The 22344-nt window shown below is 59.4% G+C and carries 13 protein-coding genes; 5 read left to right on the top strand and 8 right to left on the bottom strand.

Annotated features, from left to right (window positions below):
• The first annotated feature begins 187 nt into the window (after positions 1 to 187).
• On the top strand, positions 188 to 1258 hold the full coding sequence (locus ACA061_RS12780) for an autotransporter domain-containing protein (RefSeq protein ID WP_497301781.1): 1071 nt from the start codon (positions 188 to 190) through the stop codon (positions 1256 to 1258).
• A gap of 130 nt (positions 1259 to 1388) precedes the next feature.
• On the opposite strand, the gene glgB is transcribed toward ACA061_RS12780, so the two are convergent.
• From glgB to ACA061_RS12765, 3 genes are all read right to left on the bottom strand, one after another.
• The gene (gene glgB, locus ACA061_RS12775; RefSeq protein WP_210554678.1) at positions 1389 to 3620 is read right to left on the bottom strand and encodes a 1,4-alpha-glucan branching protein GlgB; all 2232 of its coding nucleotides are present in this window, start codon (positions 3618 to 3620) and stop codon (positions 1389 to 1391) included.
• Positions 3621 to 3622: 2 nt separating this feature from the next.
• On the bottom strand, positions 3623 to 6964 hold the full coding sequence (treS, locus tag ACA061_RS12770; RefSeq protein WP_497301780.1) for a maltose alpha-D-glucosyltransferase: 3342 nt from the start codon (positions 6962 to 6964) through the stop codon (positions 3623 to 3625).
• A gap of 144 nt (positions 6965 to 7108) precedes the next feature.
• Entirely contained in the window at positions 7109 to 9106 is a 1998-nt protein-coding gene (locus ACA061_RS12765) for an alpha-1,4-glucan--maltose-1-phosphate maltosyltransferase (protein ID WP_497301779.1), read from the bottom strand.
• Between the two features lie 218 nt (positions 9107 to 9324).
• Here ACA061_RS12765 and ACA061_RS12760 point away from each other — a divergent pair, with 218 nt between their 5' ends.
• Positions 9325 to 9483 (top strand): hypothetical protein, encoded by a 159-nt coding sequence (locus tag ACA061_RS12760; protein WP_191626437.1) that lies wholly within the window; start codon positions 9325 to 9327, stop codon positions 9481 to 9483.
• A 227-nt stretch (positions 9484 to 9710) separates the two neighbouring features.
• Here ACA061_RS12760 and ACA061_RS12755 read toward each other — a convergent pair whose 3' ends face one another.
• Positions 9711 to 10244, bottom strand: a complete 534-nt coding sequence (locus ACA061_RS12755; protein WP_150603166.1) for an MgtC/SapB family protein — start codon at positions 10242 to 10244, stop codon at positions 9711 to 9713.
• 122 nt (positions 10245 to 10366) lie between these two features.
• On the opposite strand from ACA061_RS12755, the gene ACA061_RS12750 reads away from it, so the two are divergent.
• The 3 genes from ACA061_RS12750 to mapR all read left to right on the top strand — a co-directional run bounded on the left by ACA061_RS12750 (position 10367) and on the right by mapR (position 13860).
• Positions 10367 to 10615 carry a DUF3203 family protein gene (locus ACA061_RS12750; protein ID WP_150615756.1) on the top strand — a complete coding sequence of 83 codons (249 nt, stop codon included), beginning with the start codon at positions 10367 to 10369 and terminating at the stop codon, positions 10613 to 10615.
• 195 nt (positions 10616 to 10810) lie between these two features.
• Positions 10811 to 12241, top strand: coding sequence for a cytochrome c oxidase accessory protein CcoG (gene ccoG, locus ACA061_RS12745; RefSeq protein ID WP_497301778.1), 1431 nt, complete (start codon positions 10811 to 10813; stop codon positions 12239 to 12241).
• Positions 12242 to 12450: 209 nt separating this feature from the next.
• Entirely contained in the window at positions 12451 to 13860 is a 1410-nt protein-coding gene (gene mapR, locus ACA061_RS12740) for a GntR family transcriptional regulator MpaR (protein WP_210554674.1), read from the top strand.
• Positions 13861 to 14087: 227 nt separating this feature from the next.
• Here mapR and ACA061_RS12735 read toward each other — a convergent pair whose 3' ends face one another.
• The 4 genes from ACA061_RS12735 to ACA061_RS12720 all read right to left on the bottom strand — a co-directional run bounded on the left by ACA061_RS12735 (position 14088) and on the right by ACA061_RS12720 (position 22299).
• Positions 14088 to 14834, bottom strand: a complete 747-nt coding sequence (locus ACA061_RS12735; protein ID WP_150603169.1) for an SDR family oxidoreductase — start codon at positions 14832 to 14834, stop codon at positions 14088 to 14090.
• A gap of 181 nt (positions 14835 to 15015) precedes the next feature.
• Positions 15016 to 17097: a putative bifunctional diguanylate cyclase/phosphodiesterase gene (locus ACA061_RS12730; RefSeq protein WP_497301776.1), complete on the bottom strand. Its 2082-nt coding sequence runs from the start codon at positions 17095 to 17097 to the stop codon at positions 15016 to 15018.
• A gap of 637 nt (positions 17098 to 17734) precedes the next feature.
• Positions 17735 to 19195, bottom strand: coding sequence for an efflux transporter outer membrane subunit (locus ACA061_RS12725; protein ID WP_210700133.1), 1461 nt, complete (start codon positions 19193 to 19195; stop codon positions 17735 to 17737).
• The gene (locus tag ACA061_RS12720) at positions 19192 to 22299 is read right to left on the bottom strand and encodes an efflux RND transporter permease subunit (protein ID WP_497301774.1); all 3108 of its coding nucleotides are present in this window, start codon (positions 22297 to 22299) and stop codon (positions 19192 to 19194) included. Before ACA061_RS12720 ends, ACA061_RS12725 begins: the two co-directional genes overlap by 4 nt.
• Positions 22300 to 22344 lie beyond the last annotated feature (45 nt).

The raw sequence follows: 22344 nt of genomic DNA, 5'->3' as shown, positions 1-22344 counted from the left end.
TCTTGACGCGCGCCCCTGACTCTTCTTATCTCTACCTTACTACCCCCGGAATCCTAACCGGGGCGAGCCTCCGGACTCTCGCGAAATCGAGCGCCCACGGTTTGCCTCGCTCCATTCGGTCGCCCCTCGTTCGGGGTAGGAGAGGCGCCACATCGAGATGCCGCATGCGCCTGCAAGGTAGACCTCCATGAAAACTTCCATCACCCCACACGAGATCAAAATCACTTTTTGCACAGTGTCGAGTTCTATCTTGCTGTGCTCATCCATGGAGGCGCAGGCCAGTTCTGCGGCGGATGAAACTTCCCCTTGGTATCGAGAGAACGTCCCGGTGATGACCTTGCCTGCGACGGTGATCACGCCCGGCCCGCAACGCTTCAGTCAACGCCCTGACTTGCAAGACTCCCGCCTGATCACCGAAGACCTCGCGCCCGGCGCCTGGGAGCGGTTTTACGGCGCCAGTTCCCGACAAGCGCAAACCGACGTGCTGTCGTCAGGTTTCGCAATACCCGGCGGTGGCCATTCAAAAGGCCCTGCTGTCCTGACCCTGCAAAGCAGCAACGGCGCCACCCAGACCATCGGCTTGATTGGCGGCGCGCAGCAGATTCAGGCCAACGGCAACGGCCCGCTCACCAGTCGTGCCCTCGCCGACCCGTCCATCGCGACCCTGAATCTGCAAGGCCAGAGTCTCGGCGCCTATTACAGCCTGACGGGCGCCCAGGGCTGGCACGTCGACCTGTCGGCCAGCGGCGGCCGCGTCAGTGGTTTCAGTCGCAATCAACAAGGTGCACGGCAAGTTACCGAAGGCAGCGCGATAACCTTCTCGGTCGAGGGCGGCTACCCGATTGGCTTGAGCGAAAACTGGGTGGTCGAACCGCAGGCACAATTGATCAATCAGCGCATCACCCTCGACACCCCTTACGCGGGTTCGGGCAACGCGTCTTCAAGCGACCTGAACTCATGGAGCGGCCGCGTCGGCGCACGGTTGAAAGGCAGTTATGACTTGAACGGTCTGCCAGTCGAACCCTATGTGCGGACCAACCTGTGGCACACGGTGTATACCGGCAGCACAGTGACCCTGGATCAGGTCGACAAGATCAGCAGCAGTCGCAAATCATCAACGGTGGAATTGGGATTGGGTCTGGTGGCGCGGGTGACACCGGTGGTGAGCCTGTACGTCAGCGCCGATTACAGCAGTGATGTCGATGACAATGATTTGAACGGGCTGATTGGCAGTTTGGGTGTGCGGATGCGGTGGTGATCTTCGGGTCACCGAAGATCCCTGTGGGAGCTGGCTTGCCAGCGATGGCGGTGGATCATGCAACAGTAATGTTGAATGTTCCGCCCTCATCGCGGGCAAGCCAGCTCCCACAGGTTATGCGGTGCCTGGTCTAGCCCCCAGGTCGCAATATCAACACCGCCAGCGGTGGCAGATTCAGCTCCAGCGACAACGCCTGGCCATGGCTCGGCACTTCTTCGGTAAACGCCCCGCCGCCGTTGCCATAGTTGGAGCCGGCGTAGGTGTCGGCGTCGCTGTTGAGCAGTTCAGTCCAGCGCCCGGCAAACGGCACGCCGACCCGATAAGCCTGACGCGGCACCGGCGTGAAGTTAGCCACCACCAGCACCGGCTCACCGTCCTTGCTCCAACGCAACCAGGCGTAAACGCTGTTGATCGCATCGTCACCGATCAGCCACTGGAACCCCTGCGGCGCGTCATCCTGATCGTGCAGCGCCGGTACTTCGCGATACAAGCGATTGAGGTCGCCGACCAGTTTCTGCACGCCTTGGTGCTCGGAATACTGCAGCAGATACCAGTCGAGCTGCTGATCATGATTCCACTCGCGCCACTGGCCAAACTCGCAACCCATGAACAGCAGCTTCTTGCCCGGGTGAGTCCACATGAAACTCAGGTAAGCGCGCAGGTTGGCAAACTTCTGCCAGCGATCGCCGGGCATCTTGTCGATCAGCGAATGCTTGCCGTGTACCACTTCATCATGGGAAATCGGCAGGATGAAGCGCTCGGACCACGCGTAAACCAGACCAAAACTCAGTTCGTTGTGATGATGGGCGCGGTACACCGGGTCCTGCTGAATGTAATGCAGCGAATCGTGCATCCAGCCCATGTTCCACTTGTATGCAAAACCCAGACCACCCTGCTGGGTACTCTGGCTCACGCCCGGCCATGCCGTGGATTCCTCGGCGATCACCAAGGCACCCGGTGCTTCCAGCTCAACCACGTCGTTCAAGTGACGCAGGAAGTCGATGGCTTCCAGATTCTCGCGCCCGCCATGGCGGTTCGGCACCCATTCGCCAGCCTTGCGCGAATAGTCGCGATACAGCATCGAGGCCACCGCATCGACGCGCAGACCGTCGATATGAAAATGCTTCAACCAATGCAATGCCGACGCGAGCATGTAGCCGTGTACTTCGGTGCGGCCGAGGTTGTAAATCAGCGTGTCCCAATCCTGATGGAAACCCTCCAGCGGATTGGCGTATTCGTACAGCGCCGTGCCGTCGAACTGCGCCAGACCGTGGGTATCGGTAGGGAAATGCGCCGGCACCCAATCGAGGATCACGCCGATTTCGGCGCGGTGGCAGGCATCGATAAACTCGCCGAACTGTTCCGGCGTGCCGTAACGCGCACTCGGGGCGAATTGCGAAAGCAATTGATAACCCCAGGAGCCACCGAAAGGATGCTCCATGATCGGCATCAGCTCGATGTGGGTGAAACCCAGTTCCTTGACATACGGAATCAAGCGCTCGGCCAGCTCCGGCCAGCTGTACTGGCGCGCCACTTCACCGAGATCATCCAGCTCGCATTGCCACGATCCGGCATGCAGCTCGTAGATCGACAGCGGTGCCGAATGTTTCTGCCGCTCGCGGCGGCTGTTCATCCAGTCCTGATCCTGCCAATTGACCTGCAATGGCGCGGCGACTTTCGATGCGGTGTCCGGCGGCAGGCTGGTGGCCAGCGCCATCGGGTCGGCCTTGAGCGGCAGAATCCCGTGGGCGCCAAGAATTTCGTATTTGTACAACTCCCCCGCTTGCAGGCGCGGGATGAACAACTCCCAGACCCCGGAAGGATGACGCAGACGCATCGGATGCCGGCGCCCGTCCCAGACGTTGAAATCACCGACAACCGAGACCCGCCGGGCATTCGGCGCCCACACGGCAAAGCGCACACCGTCGACGCCATCAACCGTTTTCAGTTGCGCGCCAAGGCACGCACTGAGGTCGCGGTGATTGCCTTCGGCGAACAGATACAAATCCATTTCGCCGAGCAACTGGCCGAAGCTGTAAGGATCCTCGGCAACCTGCTCACCACCGGCCCAACGGGTGCGCAAGCGATAGCGCCGCTCCCCGTTGAAGTGGCCAACAAAAAGCCCCGGCGTCTCGGTTTGCTCCAGGACACCGAGCTCTTCATCAGAATCTTTATCCAGCACCACCACGCTCAACGCGCCCGGCAAGTATGCTCGAATGAACTGCCCGCCAGCGCCATCGCCGTGTGGGCCAAGAATGGAAAACGGATCCGGGTGTTCCGCACGTACCAGCGCGTCGATATCTTTCGCCGACGGCAGTAACGCTTCTTTAGCGTGACCCTGTTCCTTGTTCGAGAAACTCATGACTACTCTCCACCAAGATCGGAAAAGGGTTTAAGCCCCGTCAATAACCCATACAAACCGTGCAACGGCACGGGCAGCCACGTGGGGCGATTTTCGGCTTCATAGGCCACTTCATAGGCCGCCTTCTCCAGACCGAACAGCGCGAGCGCGGCGTCGGCACCTTCAGGATCCTGCCAGGCATGATCAAGACTAGCTGCCGCTTGGCGATATGCCTCGACAAATGCTGAGCGCGCTTCAACAAGATAGCGTTGCGCCACGCGACGGCGGGCGTCTTCGGACTCAGCGCTGTGATCAACGTTGTGCACGTTGATGGTCATCGCTGCGGCGTAATCGAAAGATCGCAGCACACCGCTGACATCCTTGTACGGACTGTGTTTGCCACGGCGTTCGCTCAATGGTCGCGCGGGTTCGCCCTCGAAATCGATCAGATAGGCATCGCCCTTGATCACCAGCACCTGGCCCAGGTGCAAGTCACCGTGGACACGAATACGCAAACCACCGACGGCTTTTTTCGCCAGATCCTGCACATGGGCAAGGATGGTTTTCTTCTCGTCGAGCAGCCGTGCGACCAGTTTCTGATCGGCAGCGCTGAGTTCGCCCTGATGTTGCTTGAGCAGTTTCAACGCATGCTCGACCTGTGCAGCGACATCCTTGCCGGTCGCCTGCATGTCCTTGGCCGAACTCACCTGAGGTGCAAAATCGGCGTTGTCGGTCGACGCCGCCAGCATCTGGTGCATCTCACCGAGGCGCTGGCCGAGCATCCCGGCAAAATCCCTCAGCTCGCCCAAGGCGTTGTAGTGCTGATCCTGCTCGGACATGGAGTCGGCCAACTCATCGCGCAACGCCCGTTCGAGGTTGTTCTGCGTCCATTCCCACGCATCGCCCTGATTGCTCAGATAGCCTTGGGCGATCATCAGCAGATTGTCTTCGCCCTTGGCATCGCGGCGGATCACCGAACCCAGTAGCGGCGAGATATTGGCAAATCCGGCAGCGGTCAGGTAAGCGCTCATCTCCAGTTCCGGGTGTACGCCGGACGCTACTTTACGAATCAGCTTGAGCACCAGGCTGTTGCCGATCACAACCGAACTGTTGGATTGCTCGGCCGACAGATAACGCACTTCGGAGTCGGCACCCAGATTGAGCTTTTCCAGATGCGCAGTCGGTGCGAAACGGATTTCGCCGTCGGCAGATTCCAGCACCGTGTTGTTCTGCATGCCTTGCAGCACCGCACGAACAAACCCTTCGAGGCTGAACGCGTCAGTAATCAGGCCGACCTGACGAACCCGACGCACGCGAGCCAGTGCCAATTGCTGCGGCAACGGTGGCCCGACGTAATCTTCGGCGATAAAGCCGAACGGCAGTTGATAACGGCTGGTCTGGCCACCGCTGGTGACTTCGATTTCGCTGAGCAGCACGGGTTGCTGCGCATCGCCGAAGCGCACGCCGTAAGCCAGATTGACCTCCTCGATGGCCGCATCCTTGCCGGCGAACCAGCGACGGTTTTGCAGCCAGCTCGGCAGAATGCTCTGTTCCAGCGTCGTGCGGGACGGCGCTTCGAGCAGTTCTTCCATACGCTTTTTCAGCACTAACGTGGTGAAGTCCGGCAGGCTTTGCACCGGTTCGACGTGCCAGCTCGGCATCTGATTTTCGGTCGCCAGGGCGAACCAGTAGAAGCCGTACGGGGCCAGGGTCAGGAGGAAATTCAACTGGCCAATCGGTGGAAAAGCATTACCGCCGAGCATTTCCACCGGCACCATCCCGGTGTAGGCAGACAGGTCGAGCTCCGCTGCCTGAGCACTGCGCGACACGTTGGCCACGCAAAGAATAATCTCGTGTTTGCCATCGGCATCGGTGAATTCGCGGGTGTAGGCCAGAATCCGTCGGTTGCTCGGCGAAAGCATTTTCAGTGTGCCGCGCCCGAACGCCTTGGACTGTTTACGTACCGCGAGCATGCGCCGCGTCCAGTTCAGCAGCGAGTGCGGATCGCCGGCCTGGGTCTCGACGTTGACCGACAGATAACCGTATTGCGGGTCCATGATCGGTGGCAGCACCAGGCTGGCCGGATCGGCGCGAGAGAAGCCGCCGTTGCGGTCGATGGACCACTGCATCGGCGTACGCACACCGTCGCGGTCACCGAGGTAAATGTTGTCGCCCATGCCGATTTCATCGCCGTAATACAAGGTCGGCGTGCCCGGCATCGACAGCAGCAGGCTGTTGAGCAACTCGACGCGACGGCGGTCGCGCTCCATCAATGGTGCCAGACGCCGGCGAATACCGAGGTTGATCCGCGCGCGACGGTCAGCGGCATAGTAATTCCACAGGTAATCGCGTTCCTTGTCGGTCACCATTTCCAACGTCAGTTCATCGTGGTTACGCAGGAAAATTGCCCACTGACAGTTGGCGGGAATTTCCGGGGTCTGGCGCAGAATGTCGGTGATTGGAAAGCGATCCTCCTGAGCCAGCGCCATGTACATGCGCGGCATCAGCGGAAAGTGGAAAGCCATGTGGCATTCATCGCCATTCAGGCCTTCGGCGTCGGTGTCACCGAAATACAGTTGAGTGTCTTCCGGCCATTGGTTGGCCTCGGCCAGCAGCATGCGGTCCGGGTAGTTGGCGTCGATTTCGGCGCGGATCTGCTTGAGGACGTCGTGGGTTTCCGGGAGGTTTTCGTTGTTGGTGCCATCGCGTTCGATCAGGTACGGAATCGCGTCCAGACGCAGGCCATCAATGCCCATGTCCAGCCAGTAGCGCATCACCGACAGCACAGCTTTCATCACTTGCGGGTTGTCGAAATTCAAGTCCGGCTGGTGCGAATAGAAACGATGCCAGAAGTACTGGCCTGCGACCGGATCCCAGGTCCAGTTGGACTTTTCGGTGTCGAGGAAAATGATCCGCGTGCCGTCGTATTTCTGGTCGTCGTCCGACCACACATAAAAGTCTCGCGCCGCCGAACCGGGCTTGGCTTTGCGTGCACGCTGGAACCACGGATGCTGGTCGGAGGTGTGGTTGATGACCAGCTCGGTAATCACTCGCAAACCGCGTTTATGCGCCTCAGCGATAAAGCGCTTGGCGTCGGCCATGGTCCCGTAATCGCTGTGCACGCCGCGATATTCGGCGATGTCGTAGCCGTCATCACGACGTGGCGAGGGGTAGAACGGCAGCAGCCAGATGGTGTTGACGCCGAGTTCGGCAATGTAATCGAGTTTGGCGATCAGGCCGGGAAAGTCGCCGATCCCGTCGTTGTTAGAGTCGAAAAACGATTTGACGTGTACTTGATAGATCACCGCGTCCTTGTACCAGAGCGGGTCTTTGATAAAGGTGGCTGCCTTGGGTTTCTTCGCCATGTGAAACTCCTGAAAAATTCGTTTCTGCACATGAATTGATCGTGCGAGTACCTGTAGGAGCTGCCGAAGGCTGCGATCTTTTTTGAAGCAAGATCAACAGATCGCAGCCTTCGGCAGCTCCTACAGGGGGGTTGTGCAATGCTTTTATGCAGCAGTAATTCGCCAGATGCCGAACGGCTGATACGCCGGATCAAGGCGCATGAACTGGTATTTGCCGTGCCAGTCCCAGCGGTGCCCGCTCATCAAATCTTCGCCGTGCGTAGTCGCATCGTCCGGCAGGCCCATTTCCCACAACGGCAACTCGAAATTCGCTTCTTGCGCGTTATGCGGATCAAGGCTCACCGCTACCAAAATGAAATTGCTGCCATCGGCGCTGCGTTTGCCGAAATACAGAATGTTGTCGTTCCACGCGTTGTAGACCTGCAAGCCCAGATGCGTGTGCAGCGCCGGGTTTTGGCGGCGGATGCGGTTGAGCTGGGCAATTTCGGCAATGATGTTGCCCGGCGCATTGAAGTCGCGGACGCGGATTTCGTATTTCTCGGAATCGAGGTATTCCTCCTTGCCCGGCACTGGCGCCGCTTCGCACAGTTCAAACCCCGAATACATGCCCCACAGACCCGAACCCATGGTCGCCAGCGCTGCGCGGATGAGAAAACCCGCGCGCCCGGACTCATGCAAAAACGCCGGGTTGATGTCAGGCGTATTGACGAAGAAGTTCGGTCGGTAGCATTCGCGCCACGGCGACTCGTTCAGCTCGGTGAAGTACGCGGCCAACTCGGCCTTGGTGTTGCGCCAGGTGAAATAGGTGTAGCTCTGGGTGTAACCGACCTTGCCCAGGCGCGCCATCATCGCCGGTGTGGTGAAGGCTTCGGCGAGGAAGATCACTTCCGGGTGCAGCGCCCGCACATCGGCAATCAGCCATTGCCAGAACGGCAGCGGCTTGGTGTGCGGATTGTCGACGCGAAAGATCTTCACGCCCTCCTCGACCCAGCCAATGACGATGTCCCGCAACTCAACCCACAGGCTCGGGATCGCGTCCGGGGCATAAAAGTCGACGTTGACGATGTCCTGATATTTCTTCGGCGGGTTTTCCGCATATTTGATCGTGCCGTCCGGCCGCCAGTTGAACCAGCCCGGATGCTGCTTGAGCCACGGGTGATCCTGGGAACACTGGATGGCGAAATCGAGGGCGATTTCCAGACCATGATCGGCAGCCGCAGCCAACAGCCGACGGAAATCCTCGCGCGTGCCGAGTTGCGAGTGAATCGCCTCGTGGCCACCCTCCTCGCTGCCGATGGCATACGGGCTACCCGGATCATCAGGCCCAGCGGTCAGGGAATTGTTGCGCCCCTTGCGGTGGGCGCGGCCAATCGGGTGGATCGGCGTGAAATACAGGACGTCGAAGCCCATGTCCTGAATCATCGGCAACCGCGAGTGCACGTCATTGAAAGTGCCGTGGCGGTTGGGATCGTCGGTGATCGAGCGTGGAAACAATTCATACCAACTGGCGAACTCGGCCAGTTCACGCTCGACATCCATCGGGAATTCCGCGCTGACGCTCAGGTAGGCGCGGTGATCTGCCTGCGCCATCAGTTGCGCACTGCGCGAGTGCAGAAACAACGCAACCTGCTCGGTTTCGAGCAGACCGGACAATTCATGGTGCAGTGCGGCCAGTTGTTCGCTGAGCTGACCTTCGCTGCGCTCGGCGGCGTGTTGCACCATGCTGCGACCTTCTTGCAGCTCCAGTGAAACCGGGACGGCGGCGTTGTGCTTCTTTTCCAGTTCGTACTGGAAACTGGCGAAATGGTCGATCCATGCTTCGACGCAATACAGGAATCGCCCTTGGTGTTCCGGGCGGAAAGTGCCACGCCAGCCGTTGTTGCCCAGCTCGGACATGACTTCGCTTTGCCAGGTTTCCTGACCTTCCTGACGCCAGCGGATGCGCACCGCAAGCTTGTCGTGACCGTCGGCAAACACCTTGCTGGTCACGATCACGTCGCGCCCGGCAATCGACTTCACGGCAAACTGCCCGCCATCGAGGGTTGGCATGGTGTCTTCAATAACAATGCGCGGCAGCAGCAATGCCTGCGACAGCGGCATGTGCGGGTTGTAGCTCAGCTCTGAGGGTTTTTCAGCAGTCATCGAGCATCTCTCCTTAACGCCCCAAGGACGCTCTTGTGCCGGTTCAGTCTTCACAACAAAGCACCTGCCCCGGAATGAACTCACTTAGGTTCCGAGCGACCGGTGCCGGGAAAAGTTCACAGCGATTTGTCTGTTCAACCCGGTGGATCGAATTCGCCACGAGGCGGTCAATCCACTTAAGCACTTCTCACGCCATGTGCCACACGGAGGTCTACCTGATGAACAACCCGTTCCCGGCGGAAACGCCCGATCCGAACATCGACAACCCGACCATTCCCGACACCGAACCGCAACCGATCCCCGAGCAGGAACCGCCAGGCACCACGCCACCGCCCAAGGAAGAGCCCCCGACGACAATGCCGCCGGTGATCCTCTAATCTCCTGAACACAACCGTCCCTGTAGGAGCTGCCGAAGGCTGCGATCTTTTGATTCTGTTTTTAAGATCAAAAGATCGCAGCCTTCGGCAGCTCCTACAGTGAACGCAATTACTACGGTTAACGAATGACCTGTAGGAGCTGCGGCACGCTGCGATCTTTTGTTTTTTTTGTGAAGCAAGATCAACAGATCGCAGCCTTCGGCAGCTCCTACAGTTGAGAGTTGTCGTTACAGGCGATCATTCTTTTGCTCATCCTTGTCAAAAGGCTGATCGTCCTTGTCGAAAATGCGCACGATCCTCGGCATCAGACTGAAAATCCCCAGTGTCAGCAGGGTACTGAGCAGTGCGGTTGCCTCTTTGCCCAACCCGGCCGCCACACCGATGGCTGCTGTCATCCACAAGCCCGCAGCGGTGGTCAGGCCTTTGACGTGACCCTCATCACCCTCCTGATTTTTCAAAATGGTGCCGGCGCAGAGAAAGCCGATCCCGGCAATCACCCCCTGCAACACCCGGCTCATCGCGTCGGACTCTGCGCCCGAGGTCTGCGGCACCAGCACGAACATCGCCGCCCCCAGCGCCACCAGCATGTGCGTTCGCACGCCGGCAGCCTTGCCCTTTTGCTCACGCTCGAAACCGAGAATCCCGCCAAGGATCGCCGCGACCAGCAGGCGCACGGTAATGCGCGTCAGTTGCGACGCATCGCCGATGTCGGCGAATTCCGCTTGCAGCGTTTCCAGCACCTCTTCCCACCACGCGTTCATCGTGCAGTCCTTGTTATGGCTTGATAAACGATGGACAGCGGCGACCATTAATCAGTTGCGCAGAACGATCTGCGAGTCCTGTGCCCTAACCTTTCAGATACCCGTGAAAAAAGGACCGCCTCATGACCGTTCGAATCGATGAAACCAATCCTGAGTCAAAAGTGTGTTTTTTCACCGTTGAAAATGGTGAGGAAATTCGCATCTGCGACACCCTTGAGGTCAAGACAGATAGCGATAAAGCCATGTCATTTGTAGAAATCGAAGCGCGGCGCGTCTACATCACCGAAGCAGAGGCCGACGCCTTGACCGTTGCAGGCGTCAAGGATGGGCGTAAGCATTTGAAGGCCGATACGAGTGATTCGGTGATTTGATTGACCTTGGTCAACACCCCGCGCGAACGTCTGGTTCAGGCGTTTGCGCCTTGGCCTGCGGGCTGCTTCAAGTTGTCGCAGGCTCTGCATAAAAAACCATCTGATATGGTTTTTATTGAGTTAGCTGAGTCTGTTATGCAAACAGATCGACGCTCATAGTTCATCGGCCTGATGGAGGCTGATGAGCGAACGACCATGAGCGAACAAATCCCCGTCCGAACCGTAGAAGCATCCCCCACCATAAAAAGTGTGCCCGCACGCCCAATGAAGGCGACGGCCAAATCCAGCGACAACCAGATTCACACCCGCAGTTTCACCGGCCTGTTCCGCACCTTGCGCATGAGCGGCGCGGGGTTTCTGTTTTTGCTGTTCTTTGGCACGGTGTGGTTGAACTGGGGTGGTCGCCAGGCCGTGTTGTGGGATCTGGCGGAAAGCAAATTTCACATTTTCGGCGCGACCTTCTGGCCACAGGATTTCATTCTGCTCTCGGCCCTGCTGATCATCGCCGCGTTCGGCCTCTTCGCCATCACCGTGTTCGCCGGGCGGGTCTGGTGCGGTTACACCTGCCCGCAGAGTTCGTGGACGTGGATCTTCATGTGGTGCGAGAAGATCACCGAGGGCGAGCGCAACCAACGGATCAAACTGCAAGCCGCGCCCTGGGGCCTGAACAAACTGGCGCGCCGAGCGGCCAAGCACACCCTGTGGCTGGCGATCAGCGTGCTCACCGGCCTGACTTTTGTTGGTTACTTCACGCCGATCCGGCCGCTGGCCGAAGAACTCCTGACCCTGCAAATCGGCGGGGTCAGCCTGTTCTGGGTGCTGTTTTTCACCGCCGCGACTTACATCAATGCCGGCTGGCTGCGAGAAGCCGTGTGCATGCACATGTGCCCATATGCGCGGTTCCAGAGCGTGATGTTCGACAAGGACACCCTGGCAATTTCCTACGACGTGGCCCGCGGCGAAAACCGTGGCCCGCGCAAACGTGATGTGAAACCGGTGGAAGCAGGGCTGGGCGATTGCATCGATTGCCAGTTGTGCGTGCAGGTGTGCCCGACCGGTATCGACATTCGCGACGGTTTGCAGATGGAGTGCATCGGTTGCGCGGCGTGCATCGACGCCTGTGATTCGATCATGGACAAAATGAACTACCCGCGCGGCTTGATCCGCTACAGTTCCGAGCGCGAATTGCAGGGCGGCAAAACACATCTGCTGCGGCCACGGCTGATCGGTTACGTGGCGGTGCTGCTGGTGATGATCGGCGCGCTGGCATTGGCCTTGGTCGAGCGGCCGATGGTGTCGCTGGACGTGACCAAGGATCGCGGATTGTTCCGCGAAAACGGTCAGGGCCAGATCGAAAACATCTACAGCCTCAAAGTCATCAACAAGACCCAGCAGCGCCAGGATTACCACCTGAGCCTGGTCGACGGCGATGGCTTCCAGTTGCAAGGCAAAACCGAACTGAGCCTGGCACCGGGTGAGATTGTCGATGTGCCGGTGTCGGTGGCGATGACCACGGAGCGGCCGAGCAGCAGCTCGCAGACCTTGAGCTTCAAGATTGCCGACAGCGATGAACCGGAGATTTACAGCGTGGCGAAGAGCAGGTTTGTGGCGCCGATGAATCGCTGAGCCTTAAGATGCAGCCCTTTCAGTAGCGCTGCGATCCCTGTGGCGAGGGGATTTATCCCCGCTGGGCTGCGAAGCAGCCCCAAACCCTGCAACCCGATTATTCCTGAAACACCGCGTTGGATGGTTTCAGGACTGCTCCGCAGCCCAGCGGGGATAAATCCCCTCGCCACAATTTCCTACACTCGAATCAATCACCAACCGGGCAGCCGATGAAACGCTACGAAAAATTCGCCGAAGACATCGCAGAACTGATTCGCTCCGGCGTCCTGGGCCCCGGCCAGCGCGTTCCATCGGTGCGCTATGCCAGCCAGACTTACGGCGTCAGCCCGTCCACGGTGTTCCAGGCTTATTACCTCCTCGAACGTCGAGGCCTGATCCGTGCCCGTCCGCGTTCCGGTTACTTCGTCAACACCCATGCACCGAGCCCGTTCTCGGAGCCGGTGATCAGCAGCCACGTCAACGATTCCACCGAAGTCGACGTCAGCGAACTGGTGTTCTCGGTACTGGAATCGATCAAGGACCCAAGCACCGTGCCGTTCGGCTCGGCATTCCCCAGCCCGACACTGTTCCCGTTGCAACGGCTGTCGCGGTCACTGGCCAGTGCCGCGCGGGAGATGGACCCGCGCATGGTGGTCACCGACATGTCGCCGGGCAACCCGCAGCTGCGTCGACAGATAGCCCTGCGTTACATGGTCGGCGGCTTGATGCTGCCGATGGAAGAACTGCTGATCACCAACGGCGCCCTCGAGGCGCTGAACCTGTGCCTGCAAGCGGTCACCGAACCGGGCGATCTGGTGGCCATCGAAGCCCCGGCGTTCTACGCCAGCCTGCAAGTGCTGGAACGACTGAAACTCAAAGCCGTGGAAATCCCCGTGCACCCGCGCGACGGTATCGACCTCGGCGTGCTCGCGCAGACGCTGGAACGCCATCCGATCAAGGCCTGCTGGTGCATGACAAGTTTCCAGAACCCGATGGGTGCGACCATGCCCGAGGCCAAGAAACAGGAACTGGTCGAACTGCTGCGCCTTCATCAGGTACCGCTGATCGAAGATGACGTTTACGCCGAACTCTATTACGGCCAACAGGCGCCGAAACCGGCCAAGGCCTTCGACACCGAAGGGCTGGTGATGCATTGCGGATCGTTCGCCAAGAGCCTGGCCCCCGGCTATCGCATCGGCTGGGTCGCGGCCGGACGCTACGCGCAGAAGATCGAACGGCTGAAACTGATGACCTCGCTGTGCGCCTCGATGCCGGCGCAAGCGGCGATTGCCGACTACCTGCAACACGGCGGCTACGACCGGCATCTGCGTAAATTGCGCTATGCGCTGGAAGAACAGCAGAGCGCGATGCTCGCGGCGATTGCCCGGTACTTCCCGGCGCAGACGCGGGTCAGTCAGCCGGCGGGCGGGTACTTTCTATGGCTGGAATTGCCACCGCAGATGGATTCGTTGAAGTTGTTTCAGATGGCGCTGGCGCAAGGCATCAGCATCGCGCCGGGGCCGATTTTCTCGCCGACGCAGCGCTTCAGGAACTGTATTCGCTTGAATTACGGCAGCCCGTGGACCGAGGATTCGGAGAAGGCGATGGAGACGCTGGGGCGGATTGTGCGGTCGTTCTGACAGTTTGGTGTTGATGGCACCGGCCTTATCGCTGGCAAGCCAGCTCCCACAGGTTTCGATGTCGTTCACAAATTGTGTGTTCAACACAAATCACTGTGGGAGCTGGCTTGCCAGCGATGAGGCCAGACCTGACAAAACAAAAGATCGCAGCCTGCGGCAGCTCCAACAGGGGAACACAAATTCCTCTGTAGGAGCTGCTGCAGGCTGCGATCTTTTGATCTTGCTGTTTATCGCCCACCACCCAAATCAACAAACGTCCCCGTCGCATACGATGCCTTGTCCGACAGCAACCAGATAATCGCCTCCGCCACTTCATCCGGGCGCCCGCCACGGGCCATCGGGATTGCAGATTCCAGTTTGCTGACCCGATCCGGATCGCCGCTCAGCGCGTGGAAATCGGTGTAGATGTAACCCGGACGCACCGCGTTCACCCGAATCCCCTCGCCCGCCACTTCCTTGGACAAACCAATGGTGAAGGTATCGAGCGCGCCTTTGGAGGCCGCGTAGTCAACGTATTCATTGGGTGAACCGAGACGCGACGCCACCGACGACACATTGACAATGCTGCCGCCCTGCCCGCCGTGTTTGGGCGACATGCGCAGAATGGCGTGCTTGGCACAGAGGATCGGCGCCAGGACGTTGGTTTTCATGATTTTGAGGATGCGGAATTCGGACATCTCATCGACACGCGACTTTTGTCCGACGGTGCCGGCATTGTTCACCAGCGCAGTCACTCGGCCCAGCTCGGTGTCGACCCGCTGAAACAGTGCGATCACTTCGTCTTCAATGCTGACGTCGGCGCGCACCGCGATGGCGTGTGCGCCCAGCGCACGGACTTGCTCCAGCACGCTGTGCGCGGCCTGTTCGTCCGACTGGTAATTGATGCAGATCCGATAGCCCTGTTCAGCAGCCAACAATGCCGTAGCGGCGCCAATCCCGCGCCCGCCACCGGTGATCACAATGACTTTATCCATGCTGGCCTTTCCCCCAAATGCACACGTAACCGTCGGGGGGAAGAATAACCGCCATTGTTGGGTTTTGCATGGTGTGTGTGGTGTCTGGCAGTACGCCATCGCGAGCAGGCTCACTCCTACAGGGGGAATGCGTTCCAAATGTAGGAGTGAGCCTGCTCGCGATGAACGATGACGCGCTCTATCAAACTGTCGCCAGGCTCTCGCCGCGGGCAATGTCGCGCATGAACTGCTCCGCCGGCAGCGGATGCCCCAGCAGATACCCTTGCAACGAATCGCAACCCAGTTGCGTCAGGAAATCCTGCTGCGACCCTGTTTCAACACCTTCAGCAACAATGCGCAAACCCAGCGCCTGGCCCAACGCGACAATCGCCGACACAATCGCTGCATCGTCGCTGTCATGCTCCAGATCGCGGACAAATCCACGGTCGATCTTCAACTCGTTGGCCGGCAGGCGTTTGAGGTACATCAGGCTCGAATAGCCGGTGCCAAAGTCATCAATGGACAAATCGACGCCCATGTCCGACAACTCCTGCAACACCGTCATGCTCGCGTCAGCGTCGCTCATCGCCGTGGTTTCGGTGATTTCCAGGGTCAGGCTGTTGGCCGGCAAATGGTGGGTCGCGAGCGCCTTGGCAACGCCGCGCACCAACCCCGCGTGGCAGAACTGCAACGCCGACAGGTTCACCGCGATGCGCCAGTCGGTATAGCCGAGCACGTACCACTCGCGCATCTGTCGGCAGGCTTCGTTGAGCACCCATTCGCCGATCGGGATAATCAGCCCGGTTTTCTCCGCCAGATCGATGAATTTGTCTGGCATCAGCATGCCGTGGATCGGGTGCTGCCAGCGCAGCAGCGCTTCGGCGCCGACCGGTCGACCGTTGGCGGCGTCGAATTTGGGCTGGTAATACAGGCTGAACTGGCCATGCTCCAGCGCTGCGCGCAAATCCTGCAGCAATTGCAGCTGTTTGCGCGCATTGGTATTCATCGATACGTCGAAGAAGCTGTAGCCGTTTTTGCCGCCGCCCTTGGCGTGATACATCGCCGCGTCGGCGTTCATCAGCAATTCCTGCGCATTCTGGCCGTTGCCCGGATACAGGGCGATGCCGACGCTGGCGGAAATCTGCAAATCATGTTCAGCCACGTGAAATGGTTGCGCGATCAGCCCGACTTGGCGTGCTGCCAAACCCAAGGCATCGTCAGGCTCAGTCAGGCGTACCAGCAAGACGAACTCATCGCCGCCGATCCGTGCCAGCGTGTCGAGGCTGCGCAAGTCTTCGCGAAGACGCACGCCGACTTCACGCAACAGCTGATCGCCCATGTGATGGCCGAATGCGTCATTGACCGGTTTGAAGCCGTCCAGATCAATAAACATCAGCGCAAAACAGCCACCCTGCTCATTGACCTTTTTCATCGCCTGATTGATGCGGTCGTCGAGCAGCATGCGATTAGGCAGGCCGGTCAGGGTGTCGTGCAGCGCCAGTTGCGTGAGCTCGCGGTTCGCCACGGTCAACGAGTGCGCCAGATCGGCAGTACGTGCTTCAAGGCGCGCATCGAGTATCGAGGTGAGCAAGGCAATCGACAGCACGGCCAGCGTGGTAATCAGTACCAGGCTGTCGAGGCCATTGCCTTTCAGGCCATTGATCGTCGCGCCGCAGAAACTGCCGTCCGGAAATTGCGCGGCGGCCATGCCGGTGTAATGCATGCCGACAATGGCGATGCCCATGATCACCGCAGCGCCCGCACGGATCAAACGGACATAGGGCGAATGCTGGCGCAGGCGAAAAGCGATCCACAGTGCCGCCGCAGAAGCGCCGACCGCGATCAACAAGGACGCACTGAACAACGTCGGATCGTAGTCGATTCCCGGGGTCATGCGCATAGCCGCCATGCCGGTGTAATGCATGGCACTGATGCCGGCGCCCATGATCAGCGCACCAAACGCCAATTGCAGAATGGGCAGTTTCGGCTGACTCACCAGCCACAAGGCAAAACCACAGGACAGCACCGCGATCAGCAGCGACAGTGCCGTGAGGGCGATATCGTAACCAAGTTCGATCGGCAGTTTGAAGGCGAGCATGCCGATGAAGTGCATCGACCAGACGCCAATGCCCATGGCAAAACCACCACCGGCATTCCAGAAATGCACGGCACGGCCTCTGGCCGTGGCAATACGTCCGGTGAGGTCGAGCGCGGTGTACGAGGCGAGAATCGCGACACACAGCGAAATGAAAACCAGAGTGGAGGAATAACTACCGATGAGCATGCGGATTCTCGTGGCGACCCATACCGTACTGCGTCCATTCTCGGCCGGGAAAATGCGGCGATTGTACTGATTGCACAGAAGAACGCACTGACAAAGTAACCATTTTGCCATCAACCCGATGAAACGCTTGTTTGATCGTCCTACAAGGCTCTGGCGCGGTAATCACAGCCCCCAAAAAACCCTTGTAGGAGCTGGCCGAAGGCTGCGATCTTTTGATCCTGATTCTAAAAACAAGATCAAAAGATCGCAGCGTGCCGCAGCTCCTACAGGTCATTCGTTAATCTGTAGTCATTGCGTTAACTGTAGGAGCTGCCGAAGGCTGCGATCTTTTGATCCTGACTCTAAAAACAAGATCAAAAGATCGCAGCGTACCGCAGCTCCTACAGGTCATTCGTTAACCTGTAGTCATTGCGTTAACTGTAGGAGCTGCCGAAGGCTGCGATCTTTTGATCCTGATTCTAAAAACAAGATCAAAAGATCGCAGCGTGCCGCAGCTCCTACAGGTCATTCGTTAATCTGTAGTCATTGCGTTAACTGTAGGAGCTGCCGAAGGCTCGGGCCGCGATCGGACGATCTTTTGATCTTGCTTCTAAAGACCAGGATCAAAAGATCGCAGCGTGCCGCAGCTCCTGCACAGTCATTCGGCGGGCAGTTCACCATCCCAACCACCGCCCAGCGCGGCAATCAATTGCACGCTGGCAATCAAGCGACTCTGCAGGATATTCAGCACATTGCGCTCGTTACTCAGCGCCGTGGCCTGCACCACCACAACGTCGATATAGGCAATCAGCCCGGCCTTGTACTGGTTTTCCGTCAGGCGCAGCGAATCACGGGCAGCATCCAGCGCTTCCTGGCGCACCGCTGCTTCGTCTTCATACACCTTGAGTTGCACCAGATAGTTTTCCACCTCGCGGAAACCATCGAGCACCGTCTGCCGGTACTTGGCCACCGTCTGGTCGTACGCCGCTTCAGTACGGTCGACCTCTGCCGAACGTATGCCGCCGTCGAACAGCGGCAGGTTCAGTTTCGGCCCCACCGACCAGAAACGGTTCGGCAGGCTGATCAGGTCATTTGACGTACTGCTGCTGTAGCCGCCACTCAGGCTCAGCGACAGATCCGGGTAATACGCGGCTTTGGCTACGCCGATGTTGGCGTTGGCGGCTATCACCGAGCGCTCGGCCGAGGCGATGTCCGGGCGGCGCTCAAGCAGTTGCGAAGGCAGGTTCAACGGCACCTGCGGCAGATTCGGAATGGTCTGGGTTTCGGCGATGTTGAAGTTTGCCGGCGCTTGCCCGGTGAGCACGGCAATGGCGTTTTCGAACTGCGCCCGCTGCCAGATCAGATCGACCAGATCAGCCTGGGTACTTTTCAGTTGCGTCTGCGCCTGGGCGACCGCATCACGCCCGGAAACGCCCGCGCGGTATTGGTTCTGGGTCATCTTCAGCGAACGCTCATACGCCGCAACCGTCGCTTCGAGCAAACGCTTCTGCTCATCGATCACCCGCAGTTGCAGGTAGTTCTGCACCAACTCCGACTGCTGGCTCAAACGCATCGCCGCCAGATCGGCGAAGCTCGCCTGGGCACTGGCCTCATCGGCTTGCAGCCCGCGGCGCAGCTTGCCCCAGATGTCGGCTTCCCAACTGACGCCCAACTGCGCGTTGTAGGTATCGCGAATACCGCTGGAGGAACTGCTCAGGCTCGAACTGCTGCTGCCGGTGCCCTGACTGGAGCGGGTCTTGCCAAGGCTGAGGTCGACACTTGGGTAAAACGCTCCGCGCGCGCTACGGACCAAGGCCTGGGCTTGACGGTATTGGGCTTCTGATTGCGCGACCGTCTGGTTGGCGCTGTTGAGTTTCTCGACCAGCCCGTTGAGTTGCTGATCGCCGTACAACTCCCACCAGGCGCCACGGGCCAGCGAATCGCTCGGATTGGCCTGGCGCCAGCCTTCGGCTTCCTTGTATTGAGCGATTTCCGCTGTCTGCGGGCGCTGGTAGTCCGGGCCGACGGCGCAGGCACTGAGCATTGCCACACACAGTGACAGGCTCAACAGGCGCGAGCCGCGAGCAGTGGCCAGATTTAAAAGCGAACGGTCAGTCATAGCGGAGTTTCCAGAGCAGCATCAGTACGCACGCCACGCCATTTGTTGAAGCGATGGCGCAGCTTGTCGAGATAGAGGTAAACCACAGGCGTGGTGTAAAGCGTCAGCACCTGGCTGAAAATCAGCCCGCCGATGATGGTCAGGCCCAATGGCTGGCGCATTTCGGCACCTTCGGCGCGGCTGAGCAGCAACGGCAAGGCCCCGAGGATCGCCGCCAGCGTGGTCATCAGGATAGGTCGCAGCCGTTGCAAACAGGCGCTGCGGATCGACTCTAGCGGAGTCATGCCCTGATGCCGTTCCAGTTGCAGCGCGAGGTCGATCATCAGGATCGCGTTTTTCTTCACTACGCCGATCAACAGGAACAATCCGAGTAACGATATCAGACTGAATTCCCCCCCCAGCGCATAGATCGACAGCAACGCGCCAACCCCGGCCGAGGGCAACGTCGACAGAATCGTCAGCGGATGGATATAGCTTTCATAAAGCACGCCCAGCACCAGATACACCGCCAGCAGCGCGCCAAGAATCATGAACGGCTGGCTCTTCTGGGTCGCGGCAAAGGCATCGGCGGTGCCGGCCATTTTCGCGATGACATCTTCCGGCAAGCCGACCTTGGCAATCGCCCGCTCGATGGCGGCACTGCCCTGCTCCACCGTCACGCCTTCGGCCATGTCGAAGGAAATATCTTCAGAAGCGAACTGGCCTTCGTGGCTGACGCGATCGTCTTCGAGGCTGTTTTCATAGTGCGCAAAAGTCGACAGCGGCACCCGCGCACCGTCAGCGGTGATGACCTGCACTTGCTTGAGCGTCACCGGGTCCTGGGCGTATTTCTGATTGACCTCCATCACCACTTGATACTGGTTGAGGCTGTCGTAGATCGTCGAAATCTGCCGTTGGCTGTAAGCGTTGTTGAGCACCGAGGTGACCATGTCCATGTCGATGCCAAGGCGTTTGGCCTGATCACGATCGACGATCAACGTCACCTGTTGTGCGCCCTTGCCTTCGCGGGCGTCAATCGCCGTCAGCTCCGGCAAGGCGCGCAGCGCGGCGACCACTTTCGGATACCACTCACGTAATTCACCGAGATCGCCGCTTTGCAGGATGTAGCTGTACTGCGACGAGGTCTGTTCGCGGCCACCGCCAAATTGCAGATCCTGATCTGCCATCAGCATCAGTTGTGCGCCGGGCACTTTGGGCATTTCCTTGCGCAGGCGCTCGATGACCTTCTGCGCCGACAACTGGCGATCCTTGATTGGCTTCAAGCGCACCAGCATGAAGGCGTTGTTGGTGCCGTTGCTGCCACCGATGAACCCGGCAACACTCTCCACCGCCTCGTCCTTGAGCACGGCGCGGCGGAAGATCTCCATTTTCGGCTGCATGACGCTGAACGACAGACCGTCATCACCGCGCACGAAACCAATCAACTGACCCGTGTCCTGCTGCGGCATGAAGGTTTTCGGCACCACCACGTACAGCGCGACATTGACGCCTACGGTAATAAACAGGCTGAGCAATGTCAGGCGACGGTGGCGCAGCACCCAGTCGAGGCTGGTGGCGTACCTGGCGACCATCCAATCGTTGGTGCGGCGGCTCCAGCGTTGCAGGCGGTTTTCCTGCCCCGGCGTGTGCGGTTTGAGCCAGCGCGCGCAGAGCATCGGCGTCAACGTCAGGGACACCACCAGCGACACCACAATGGCCGCGGCCAAAGTGATGGAAAACTCGCGAAACAGGCTCTCGACAATCCCGCCCATGAACAGGATCGACAGGAACACCGCGACCAGCGACACGTTCATCGACAGCAGGGTAAAGCCGACTTCCTTGGCGCCCAGATAAGCCGCCTGCATCGGTTTGACGCCTTCGTCGATGTGCCGGGAAATGTTTTCCAGCACCACGATGGCATCGTCCACCACCAGCCCGGTGGCGAGAATCAACGCCATCAGCGACAGGTTGTTCAGCGAGAAGCCATAGAGGTACATCACCGCAAACGTGCCGACCAGCGACACCGGCACGGCCAGGCTCGGAATCAGCGAGGCGCGGAAGTTGCCCAGAAACAGGAAGACCACCAGGATCACCAGCCCCACGGCGATCAACAGCGTCATCTCGGCTTCGTGCAGGGTTGCCTTGATCACTGGCGAGCGGTCCATCGCCAGATTCAGTTTGACGCTGGCCGGCAACACCGCCTGCAGCGCCGGCAACTGTGCCTTGATTTCGTTGACCGTCTCGATGATGTTGGCACCGGCCTGGCGGTTGATCACCAGCAGGACCGCCGCGTCATCGTTGAAGAAACCGCTGTTGTATCGGTCTTCGACTCCGTCGCTGACCTTGGCCACGTCTTTGAGGCGCAGTGCGGCACCATCGGCGTAGTGGATGATCAGCGACTCGTAATCCTTGGCTTTCTCTAACTGATCGTTGGCCTGGATCTGCCACAGCCGCTGACCGTCCTCGACCGAGCCTTTCGGGCGGCGCACGTTGGCATCGGCGATGGTTTTACGCACATCGTCGAGCGCCACACCATATTGGTTGAGTGCCTGCGGTTCGAGTTCGATGCGCACGGCCGGGAGCGAACTGCCGCCGATTTGCACCTCACCGACACCCTGCACCTGCGACAGGCTCTGCGAGAGGATGGTCGACGCCAGATCGTAGAGCTGGCCTTTTTCCAGCACATCCGAGGTCAGCGACAGCACCATGATCGGTGCCTGCGACGGGTTGACCTTTTTATAGGTCGGCATGCTGCGCATCCCGCTCGGCAACAGATTGCGCGAAGCATTGATCGCGGCCTGCACTTCCCGCGCCGCGCCGTTGATGTCGCGGTCGAGATCGAATTGCAGAATGACCCGGGTCGAGCCCTGACTCGAACGGCTGCTCATGGTGTTGACGCCGGCAATGGCACCGAACGAACGCTCCAGCGGCGTCGCCACGGTGGACGCCATGACTTCCGGACTGGCGCCGGGCAGGCTCGCCTGCACGACGATCACCGGGAAGTCCATTTGCGGCAGGGGCGACACTGGCAGCAAGCCGAAGCTGACACCGCCCAGCAGCATGATCGCCAGGCTCAGGAGCATGGTGGCAACCGGGCGCTTGATGAAAGGACCGGAGAGGTTCATCGACCGCAGTCCCCTGCTTCACGCCGCACCCCTGTAGGAGTGAGC

It is taken from the genome of Pseudomonas sp. LBUM1668, from assembly GCF_059695715.1.
The sequence above is the reverse complement of the archived record's forward strand: the minus strand, read 5'-3'. Positions and strand labels throughout refer to the sequence as shown.